This window comes from Pedosphaera parvula Ellin514, from assembly GCF_000172555.1.
GTDB lineage: Bacteria > Verrucomicrobiota > Verrucomicrobiia > Limisphaerales > Pedosphaeraceae > Pedosphaera.
This window is the reverse complement of the sequence record NZ_ABOX02000006.1, coordinates 210,018-220,517: the sequence shown is the minus strand read 5'-3', so window position 1 is coordinate 220,517 and position 10,500 is coordinate 210,018. Positions and strand designations below refer to the sequence as shown.

Below are 10,500 nucleotides of genomic sequence, written 5' to 3'. Positions count from 1 at the left end.
AATCGCACTTCGTCACGTATTTGGGTAGTTTCACGTTCCATACTATTGATCGGTTTAACCCGGTTCAGCCCCGTCCAATGACCAACCGCCAGGCCAGGAACTGGAAGGCAATCAATTTTCAGCCGCTGTTTGATGTTCATAATAGCTCCTCTACATAGCGCATCAAATGTATGGCTAACGAGCGGCATACGTCAACAAAATAATACCATACGCGTGAAGGTATAAGCCGGGACGATTCAGTTGGATGGGAAGCGGTTGCGCAGCAGATTTTTGCACAAAGCGAGGCGTGAGTCGCGAGCATATCCAAATTGGATACGTAAGCGACGAACAACGAAGCTTTTGTGCAAAAAGATCAAGCAAACGCGACCACTCCAACTGAATCGTTCCGGATTAGACCACCTTGTTCTCCGCCTCCCGCCAGCACTTCCTCAACCCGTCCTAATTCTCACTCAGGCTCGCCATCACCTATTGTATCCAAACCTCCTCCGCCTCAAAGAGGCGCTATCGAGAGGTCTGTAAGACCGAAAGAAATCAGCCTGGGGCAAACGCGCAAAGCGCGTGCCGCCTCAGGTAATCATCCCCTCACAAACACCACACTCTGCCGAAGGCGCGAGCCCAAGCGAGCATCTTTCTGAACATTGACCACGCTAAAATCGAAAAAGGCAACCTCGTCCTCACCATCCCCATGCAGAACCCGATCCCAAGCGCCAGTGGCAAGACACTGGTGGTCGCAACCACCAGCGGGAACAAACCGACCGAAGTCCAGGTGAATGGCAAGTCCGTCATTGTCGGACTGAACGCCTACATCAAGCCGTAATCAACTTGGTGGCCGTATGCTAATACCCGCCGCCCTTGTGGGCCCGGGCCAGGTCACGGCGTGAGCGGCAGTCAGTTGACCAACTCGACTGTCATTTTCCCCTTGTCAATTGGGCCAGTCAGATTAAAAGTGTATTCGTCTACCCCGAGTTTCAATAATTCAACGCCCTGCGTGCCTGGATTGAGGCTTGGGCCTGACTGACAAAAACTGTTAAAGCGTGGGAATTGCGATGAAGCCACGAATCTCGAAAGATGTCCGAATCCTCTCCATCCTGTTCCTAACCGTTCTGGCGATGGGGCTGCGGTGCTCGGCTCAGACGCCTGCGGCACTCAACCTCCAACTGTATGGGGGGCTGAGCATCACGGGTGCGGTGGGCACGGTTTACTCGGTCGAGTACGTCACGGACCTGGCCCAGACGAACAACGCGAGCGCGTGGCGCTGTCTGGAGTATCTGCAACTACCCGCCAGTCCCTATCTGTGGGTCGACAAGTCCGCCCCGGCGACCGGCCAGCGGTTTTACCGGGCGGTGGCGTTTGCACCTCCCACGAACATGGTATTCATCCCGCCGGGGACGTTTCGGTGGGGGAGCCCGACCAACGAAGTGGATCGGCAGGTCTGGGAGGGACCGCAGACGGCGGTGACGATCAGCCGGGGGTATTGGATGGGGAAGTATTTGGTGACGCAAGGGGACTATCTGGCCCTGACGGGCAACAATCCGAGCACCTTCACCACAAACAACGGGTATTCCGATGACCTGACTCGTCCGGTGGACAGGGTGTTTTGGTCCGACGCCACGGCTTACTGTGCTCAACTGACGCAGCGGGAGCGGGTGGCGGGCCGGATCGGAACCAACTGCGTATATCGGCTGCCGACAGAGGCGGAATGGGAGTATGCGTGTCGGGCGTGGACCTCGACGCGATTCAGTTACGGGGATGATCCGGGCTACACCAACCTGACGGACTACGCGTGGTATAAGGACAACAGTGGTATGATGACGCATCCGGTGGGGCAGAAGTTACCGAACCCGTGGGGGTTGTATGACATGCATGGGAATGTGTGGGAGTGGTGCCAGGACTGGTACGGCATCTATCCTGGGGGGATTGCCGTTGACCCTCAGGGGGCTGTTTCGGGCACGGCCCACGTGGTCCGCGGCGGCGACTGGGGCAGCCTCGCCGGGGACTGCCGGTCGGCGCACCGCACCGGCGGCAGCCCCCCGATCTTCTTTATCCTCGACTTCGGTTTCCGGGTTGTCCTGGCCCCGGGTCAGTAACAGGAACAACAACACCCTCTACTCTTGCGCGCTTCATCACGGCTCCAAATACTCTGTTTCTTCATTTACCTAGACTCAGACACTCCATCCACGACGTAAAGTCACTGCTGTCCAAATTAGACGATCCGGAATGGTGAAAGCTGTGCTTTTGCTCAGGATCTGACGTGCGCTGAGCCGCATTCAAAAACAGGTTGGCCGTCCTTTGAACTAGATGTTGGCCGTTCAATATCCCTTTAAATATGCAGTAAAACTGCGTTTGCCCGATGAGTTCAGGAACCTAATTTGGACGGTATGAACCGGAGTGATAGGTAACAAACAAACCGGCGTGACGCTTACAACCGGTCTTGACTTCCGCCGAAACGCAGACTCCTTTTCTTGCGCCCAATGGACGCTTCCAGCCAAGTTACTTCCGCCTTCCCGTCGGTGCCCCGCTTGAGGGACTAATGGGTGCCCCCCTTTACGACTTAGTTAAGTCGTTCCAACATCAAGTAATCACTATTAGTCGTCGTGATCAGAGTTGCGTGACACTGGGCGTTCGATACTTCCCATACGCCAAAATACAATTCTTTCGGAATACCAATCGAGATACCACCCATACGCTCCATTAATTTTGCATTGTTTGGAGCATCACCTCCGGGCAGAAGATTCAATTGCTTGGGAAACTGCGCTGGGTTGCCACTTTCGATTTCAAACAACCAAACATCGGTGTCCAATCTGGCATAGTTGGTACTCATAATAAACCTGCACGATTTTGGCAACTCCACACCAGTCTTGGTTTTCACATCCGAAGCAAGATTGGCCGTTATCACGGGTGGTTTTGAAGAACTTTGCGGTTTGTTTCGTTTGCAAGAGATGATGATAAACGCCAACAGGAGTATCACACTCGGCACTAGAACATATCGTCTCATATCTGATGCATAAGAACACCGCTGTCTTAATTAGGTTTTGATAAATAAGTGAAAAGAAGCTCCGTCTCTGCTGAGAATGAGAACCGCGGAGGCAGCGCGACGGGAGTATTGCCGTTGTCCACCCGACTCGGTTACAAATCATCCGTCGCATGAATAGCAGAAAACGATTAATCCGCGCTGGCTTGATTTATCTTGGCTCGGCTCTCACAGCTCTGGCCCAGGTGGCAGCGCCGGATGATTTTCGCAAAGTCGGAAGAATTTCGAAAGATGAGGTCTTCACCCCGACCAGTCAGCTGCTGACTCCTGCCGGAACTCAGGTGGATCTGCCGGAAATGCGTCCGCAGGTGATTGCCCTCAGCCCCGATGGTGAGCTCATTGTCACTGCCGGAAAAACGCATGAACTCGTTGCCATCCATCCAACCACAGCAGCTGTTCTACAGCGGGTCCCGTTACCCGCTGAGACCGAATCTGAAAAGGGCGAAACCGTTTCGACACATATTCTGAAGCCCGATCCCGAGGCGCAGGTCAGTTATACCGGACTCATTTTTTCCAAAGACGGCTCGCAAATCTTTCTCTCCGACGTGAATGGGTCGATTAAAGTGTTCGGGGTGGATAAACAGCATAAAATCACTGCCAGGCGCTCCATTGAACTTCCTCCCGCAAATGCCCCCCGACGAACTAATGACATCCCTGCCGGTCTTGCCATCTCAAGGGATGGAACAAAGCTTTACGTCGCCCTGAATCTCTCAAACCGTCTTCTGGAAATGGATGTCGCCTCCGGCAAGCCTCTGCGCTTCTTCGATGTCGGTGCGTTGCCTTACGAAGTGGTGCTGGTCGGCGACAAGGCTTACGTCAGCAATTGGGGCGGGCGTCGTCCTGATGCAAACAGCCTCACTGGACCTGCGGGTAGAGGCACAAAGGTGCGTGTGGATCCAGTTCGCTTCATTGCCAACGAAGGTTCCTTAACTGTGATCGACCTGAAGAGCGGAAAAGCGGTAAAGGAGATATTAGTCGGCCTCCATTCGTCAGGCATGGCCTCGAGCCCGAACGAACGCCATCTTTGTGTGGCAAATGCCGGGAGCGACAATGTTAGTGTCATCGATACGCGTAAGGACTCCGTGGTGGAGACCTTTTCATTGCGCTGGCATCCCAACGATTTCTACGGCGCCAGTCCCAACGCCTTGGCGTTTGATCGCAAAGGAAAATTCTTGTTTATCTGCAATGGCACTCAAAACGCAATTGCCGTTGTTTCTTTCAAACCGGGAAGCTGCCAGCTCGCCGGCCTGATTCCCACCGGTTGGTTTCCCGGCGCCATCGCTTACGACGCACGCCGATCCAGCCTCTACGTTGCCAACATCAAGGGCACGCTTCCAGGCAAGGACTTCGCCTATGGCGAGAAACCAAGATACACCAGCCACCAGTTTCGCGGTTCTCTTTCGCTGATTCAAATTCCCAGAAAGATCGAGGAACTGAACCAACTCACCCAGGTGGTGCTTCGCAATTATCGTCGGGCCGTAATTGAGGAATCCCGCCAGCCGGCGCGCCCCGGCCATGCGCCGCAGCCTGTTCCGGAACGGGTTGGTGAACCTTCAGTGTTCAAACATGTGGTCTATATCATCAAGGAAAACCGCTCTTACGATCAAATTTTTGGGGACGTCAAGGAAGGCAATGGCGATCCCGCGCTATGTGTTTTTGGCGAGAAGGAAACACCCAACCAGCACAAGCTGGTTCGCGAGTTTGCTCTGCTTGATAACACCTACTGCTCAGGCATTTTAAGCGCGGATGGCCATCAGTGGGCGGACACAGCCTTTGCCACGGATTACATGGAGAAATCCTTCGCCGGTTTCCCCCGCAGTTATCCCGACGGCATGGAACTGGATGACGTGGATGCTGTCGCCTACGCACCTAGCGGGTTCATCTGGGACAACGCCCTGGCCCATGGAAAAACCTTGCGCGATTATGGCGAATTCACTTTTGGCGAAGTAAAATGGAAGGCGCCATCCGGCAAAAGGGAGCCGCAGTTTCTCGATATCTACCGGGATTTCATCAATCACTCCAATCAGTTCAGCATTTCCTGTACTCCAGCCATTCAATCGCTTGCGCCGTATATCATGACCAACACGATAGGTTGGGACCTCACCGTGCCGGATGTCTTCCGCGCCGCGCAATTCATCAAGGAACTGAAAGAATTTGAGAAAAGGGACAAGATGCCCGACTTCATCATCATCTGCCTGCCGAATGATCATACCTCGGGCACGAAACATGGGTTCCCCACCCCAGCGGCCCATGTTGCCGACAATGACCTTGCATTTGGACAAATAGTGGAAGCGATCAGTCACAGTAAGTTTTGGAAGGAAACCTGCATTTTTGCCATCGAAGATGATCCTCAAAATGGATTCGACCATGTCAGCGGTTACCGCACGACTGCCTACGTTATCAGTCCCTATACCAAACGCCATGCGGTGGTGGGCATGAATTACAATCAGCCCGGCATGCTACGCACCATCGAGCTCATCCTTGGCCTGCCTCCAATGAATCAAATGGATGCCGGCGCGACGCCGATGTTCGACTGTTTCCAGGAAAAACCTGACCTCACTCCCTTCGACGCAGTTCCCAACAATGTGCCGCTGGATCAGATGAATCCTGACACGCATGCCATCAAGGATCGCCGTCAACGTCGTGACGCTCTCGTTTCAGCTCGGTTGCCCTTGGATCAACCCGACCGCTGTCCCGAAGATGTGTTGAATAAAATCATCTGGCATGCTCAAAAAGGATTTGTTGCTCCTTACCCCGCCTGGGCCATAACAGTAACCCAGGACCAGGATAACGATTAACACAACCCGGATCTGTTCCACAAATCACTGTGCAGTAGTCCCCAATCGGCTTGCGAGCGTTGAACCAACTCAAACCTGTGCCTTCGCAAGTAGGAGTCGGGAGGTGTCAGTCGGGACGCAGGCAATCGCGTAACGGCTCTGAAGAAGAGATACATCGATTGCAGAATCAGTTTGGCTCGCAACTTACGCATGCCAGCGGGTGGTTCCCGAAAATCAGCGAGCAACCATTGAGCTTCAGGAGTTGCAGCTCCAGCCAGTTTTTCCACTACCATTTCAATCTGCTGTGGAGTAAAGCAGTCGAGAAAGAAGTTCGTTACGATAAGGTCAAACTTTTGGCTCCCCGGCAACCATTCAAGGATATCGGCATGAATGAATTCGACTGAGCCGCCATCCATCCCATGTTTGACAATCCGACTGCGGGCACAATCAAGCATGCGCTGGCTCGCATCCAAACAGGTTACACGCGCCTGGGAATGCATGCTCAGCAACTCGACTAAAAACCGGCCATTTCCCTCACCCAATAACAAAGCCCGTTTTGGCTCGCGAATGGATTTAAGATGTGCCGTCCGGCTACGTTGCAGCTTGCCCCCGGCCAAAATGAATTCCATCCAGCGGTAATGTGGCGCCAGGAGATCAAAGCTCATCTGCTGTTTTCCGCAGCGGAGTTATTCGGTCAAACCGCCACCATACGAACGCCAGAACCGCTCCCACCGCATAGGCCACAACATCCCACGGATCACCAGTGGTGCGCATGATGCGTGGTCCGATCCATTCAAAGAGAACCGACCAGCCAACCAGATGCGCGGCAATCTCCCCGGTCGTAGGAAAGGCGTCGTGATTGCGCAGGCCACACAACTTATGGAGCAGAAGCAACGGTGGCAGGGCGCATGGAATCAGAAGCCCGTCATTAAACCAGTTGTGAAAAAAAGCGGCATGCACATGCGGCTTTATCACCCAGCGGTTTACAACATACAACCCGCAGCAAATGAGGAACAGTGGATCAAGGAGGTAATTGAACCGCTTCACAATAAGGCCAGGATGATAAGTCCAAAACCCAATCCAAGAATGCCTTTCAGAAAAATAATCGACATATTTCAATCATGCGCAGAATTCGTCTCCAAATCAAGCCTCAGCAATCAACTGGCTTGTCGGAACTGAAAAAGTTTCCAATATTTTGCTGCTTCCTGCTACGCAGGCGTTGCGACCGGCGTTTCTGTCCGATGCAGCAATGTCGCCAGCATCACCCAGGCCCACCCCTGAAATATGAGCGTGATCCCGACCGCCAGGCCAATAAACCACAGCCCGGAAAAGGGCCATCTCGTTAACAGCATCAGGCCAAGCACCACATCCAAAGCACCGCTAAACAGGGACCATCCCCATCCCGGGAGTCGGATGGAAGCAGAGGCAAAAATCTTGTAAAATCCCCCAACCAAAAAGAATGCAGCGAATACCACCGTAAGAGCGAGTGCACTTGCCACTGGCGCCAACAGAATCAATATCCCGCAAACGATACCGAGGATGCCGCTTGCCAGATGCAACCAGAACCCTCCATACCGATGATTCCGGATTCCGCCCACGATTTCAAAAATGCCCTCCACCAGCAATATGGCGCCAAAGAACAAAACGGTTGCAACGGTCGTCGCCACGGCGGCATAAGTAGCGATTATCCCCAGCACGATAAGACCAATTCCAAGAGCCAAAAGCCAACCCCATTTGTGGCGAGCCTCCTCCATATCCGCGGCAAACAGGGAAGTACTTGCAGTTGTTATTGCCATAATAAACTCCTTTTTTGAACTACGTTATCCTGCCATTTCACTCTAAGGCAGACCTAATGTTCAAAAGGAATTTTGTCAACTAAGGCCTCTCACGAGGCCCACGGTTGAAAACGTGAGATTAAATCGAGGGAAAGCCCTTTCACTCACCTATTTAAGATGCCCATAATCGCCAGCATCATTACCCTCTCCGACGGGCGAGTTCCTCGACCATTCGCACAGACAGCGCCGTCCAGCCGGTTTGGTGGTTGGCCCCCAGGCCTTTGCCGGTATCGCCATGAAAATATTCATGAAAGAGCACCAGGTCACGCCAGTGGGGATCTTCCTGAAATCGAAGATCGTTACCGTACCAGGCCCGGTGCCCGTGCTCGTCGGGTATGAAAATCTTTGCCATTCTGGCTGCCAATTCCTGCGCAATCTCCTTCAGATTGAGCAGCACCCCGGAACCGGTCGGATATTCCACTCTGAAATTGTTGCCATAAAAATGGTGGTATCTTTCCAGCGCTTCAATCAGTAGATAGTTGATTGGAAACCATACCGGACCGCGCCAATTGGAGTTGCCCCCAAACAGGCAGGTATTCGAATCTCCCGGCACATAATCCACGACGTGTCTCAGGCCGCCAGCTTCGAAAACATATGGGTGATCGCAATGAAATTTGGAAACCGAACGAACACCGTGCGGAGAAAGAAATTCAGATTCATCCAGCACATAACGCAACGTTCGTATCAACCGTTCCCGGGAAGGAATGGCCAAAAGATAATGATGATGCGAATTCGTCAGGTTGATTTCGCAATGCGAGATCTGGCGGCCAAGGTCTTTGCGATAGTTCTGGAACCATTGAAAGCGTTTGTAAAATCCGGGCAAACTTTTAACGGCTTTTTCCTCCAACACTTCCACCGCAATCAGCGGCAGAACCCCCACCAGGGACCGGCTTCGCAGTGGAATGATCTCACCGTTGATTTTGATCTGATCGTAGTAAAACCCATCCTCCTCATCCCACAAACCAGAACCGCCGAGCGAGTTCATCGCATCCGCAATTTGGACAAAATGCTCGAGGAACTTCGACGCCATGTCTTCGTAAGCCGTATAAATCCTTTCACCATCCCGTGCCAGCTCCAGGGCAATCGCCAGCATGGTCAGGCAATAAAAAGCCATCCAAGCCGTCCCGTCTGCCTGCCGCAAACTGCCCCCTTCGGGAAGTGGTTGGGAGCGATCAAAAACGCCAATGTTGTCGAGCCCCAGAAAGCCGCCGGCAAACAGGTTCTTTCCATCGGGGTCCTTGCGATTTACCCACCAGGTAAAATTCAACAGGAGCTTTTGAAACATGCTTTCCAGAAAATCCCTGTCTCGCTGACCCTTCCGGCCCGTGATTTTGTAGACACGCCAGGCCGCCCAGGCATGCACCGGTGGATTCACATCTGAGAAGGCAAATTCGTAGGCCGGAATCTGGCCGTTCGGATGCATGTACCATTCACGCAAGAGCAGGACCAACTGATCCTTGGCAAACCGCCCATCCAGTTTCGCAAACGGAACCATGTGGAACGCCAGGTCCCACGCCGCAAACCAGGGATACTCCCAGTTGTCCGGCATCGAAAGCACATCGCGGCTATACACATGCGCCCATGTTGAGTTGCGTCCATTCTTTCTACTCTCGGGCGGTGACGGGAAGTGCGGGTCTCCATTGAGCCAATCTTCCACAATGTACTGATAAAACTGTTTCGTCCACAGCAACCCGGCATAACCCTGTCTCACCACATTGCGCTCGGAAGGGGTGAGCTTCGGTTGAACGATGGAATTGTAAAACTCCTCCGTCTCGCGAATCCGCGTAGTGAAAATTTCATCGAAGCTCTCCCTGGCTTCCGGCGAGGGTGTCTCTTCCTCGGCGTACAAGCGCAGTTTGATCGTTTGCGATTCTCCCGGTCCGAGCTCCAGCACGTAATGCGGCGCGGCCTTGGTGCCATAATGTTTTGGATTGATGGCCTCTTTTCTCCCCTCGATCACATATTCGTGAAAGGCATCTTTTACGTAACTCCCCAGGTTTTCCACACCATAGAGCTTCTGCAGATTGGTTTCGTTGTCGGTAAAAAGAATGGGTGGAGTTCCGCCTTTTGGATGTGGGCCGATCTCAAAAAAGTAATCGCGCAGTGTCTCATGGTTGAGCATGAGCAGATTTTCGCGCTCCAGGCCGATGCGCGGCTTCAGGGAGCATCCCTCGTGCGTGCACCCCCATACCCACGTATTCCGAAACCATAATGTCGGCAGAAGGTGGAGGGTTGCTTTATCTGGTCCGCGATTAATGACCGTCACACGAATCAGCATGTCATTGGGCGTGTTCTTAGCGTATTCCACCAACACATCAAAATATCGGTTCTCCTGGAACACGCCTGTATCGACCAACTCGTACTCCGGCTCATCCCGCGTGCGACGCCGGTTCTCCTCCAGCAATTGGGCGTAGGGAAATTCGGCCTGAGGATACTTATAAAGCCCTTTCATGTAGGTATGCGTCGGGGAGGAATCCAAATAAAAATATTCCTCTTTCACATCCTCTCCATGATTACCCTGTGCATTGGTAAGCCCGAACAGGCGTTCCTTCAGAATCGGATCTCGTCCGTTCCACATTGCCAGGGCAAAGCAGATGCGGCACTCGCGATCGGTAATGCCCAAAATCCCATCTTCTCCCCAGCGATAAGCGCGGCTGCGGGCGTGGTCGTGAGGAAAATAGTCCCAGCAATTGCCATCCGCGGAATAATCCTCCCTCACGGTCCCCCACTGGCGCTCGGACAAGTAAGGTCCCCAGCGCTTCCAATTTTTGGTCCGGGCCTCATCTTCGTCCAGCCGTATCCTTTCGGCTCCCTTTGGCACCAGCCCCTCCTTCGGCTTTCCGTTGCTTGTTCCCAT

At 53.2% G+C, this 10,500-nt stretch carries 8 protein-coding genes; 3 read left to right on the top strand and 5 right to left on the bottom strand.

Features of this window, described 5'->3' with window-relative positions:
* Positions 1–685 precede the first annotated feature (685 nt).
* Together CFLAV_RS36845 and CFLAV_RS07095 are read left to right on the top strand one after the other, a co-directional pair.
* Positions 686–817 carry a hypothetical protein gene (locus CFLAV_RS36845; protein WP_007413977.1) on the top strand — a complete coding sequence of 44 codons (132 nt, stop codon included), beginning with the start codon at positions 686–688 and terminating at the stop codon, positions 815–817.
* A gap of 229 nt (positions 818–1,046) precedes the next feature.
* Positions 1,047–2,087 carry a formylglycine-generating enzyme family protein gene (locus tag CFLAV_RS07095; protein WP_007413976.1) on the top strand — a complete coding sequence of 347 codons (1,041 nt, stop codon included), beginning with the start codon at positions 1,047–1,049 and terminating at the stop codon, positions 2,085–2,087.
* A 464-nt stretch (positions 2,088–2,551) separates the two neighbouring features.
* On the opposite strand, the gene CFLAV_RS34805 is transcribed toward CFLAV_RS07095, so the two are convergent.
* Positions 2,552–2,821, bottom strand: coding sequence for a hypothetical protein (locus CFLAV_RS34805; RefSeq protein ID WP_150107309.1), 270 nt, complete (start codon positions 2,819–2,821; stop codon positions 2,552–2,554).
* A 323-nt stretch (positions 2,822–3,144) separates the two neighbouring features.
* Between CFLAV_RS34805 and CFLAV_RS07085 the strand changes: the two genes are divergently transcribed.
* The gene (locus CFLAV_RS07085; protein WP_007413974.1) at positions 3,145–5,829 is read left to right on the top strand and encodes a bifunctional YncE family protein/alkaline phosphatase family protein; all 2,685 of its coding nucleotides are present in this window, start codon (positions 3,145–3,147) and stop codon (positions 5,827–5,829) included.
* On the opposite strand, the gene CFLAV_RS07080 is transcribed toward CFLAV_RS07085, so the two are convergent.
* The 4 genes from CFLAV_RS07080 to CFLAV_RS07065 form a co-directional block, all read right to left on the bottom strand.
* Positions 5,826–6,473 (bottom strand): class I SAM-dependent methyltransferase, encoded by a 648-nt coding sequence (locus CFLAV_RS07080; protein ID WP_007413973.1) that lies wholly within the window; start codon positions 6,471–6,473, stop codon positions 5,826–5,828. The genes CFLAV_RS07085 and CFLAV_RS07080 overlap by 4 nt on opposite strands.
* Positions 6,463–6,855, bottom strand: coding sequence for a hypothetical protein (locus CFLAV_RS07075; protein WP_007413972.1), 393 nt, complete (start codon positions 6,853–6,855; stop codon positions 6,463–6,465). Before CFLAV_RS07075 ends, CFLAV_RS07080 begins: the two co-directional genes overlap by 11 nt.
* A gap of 161 nt (positions 6,856–7,016) precedes the next feature.
* On the bottom strand, positions 7,017–7,604 hold the full coding sequence (locus CFLAV_RS07070) for an HdeD family acid-resistance protein (protein ID WP_007413971.1): 588 nt from the start codon (positions 7,602–7,604) through the stop codon (positions 7,017–7,019).
* Positions 7,605–7,782: 178 nt separating this feature from the next.
* Positions 7,783–10,500: an MGH1-like glycoside hydrolase domain-containing protein gene (locus CFLAV_RS07065; RefSeq protein WP_007413970.1), complete on the bottom strand. Its 2,718-nt coding sequence runs from the start codon at positions 10,498–10,500 to the stop codon at positions 7,783–7,785.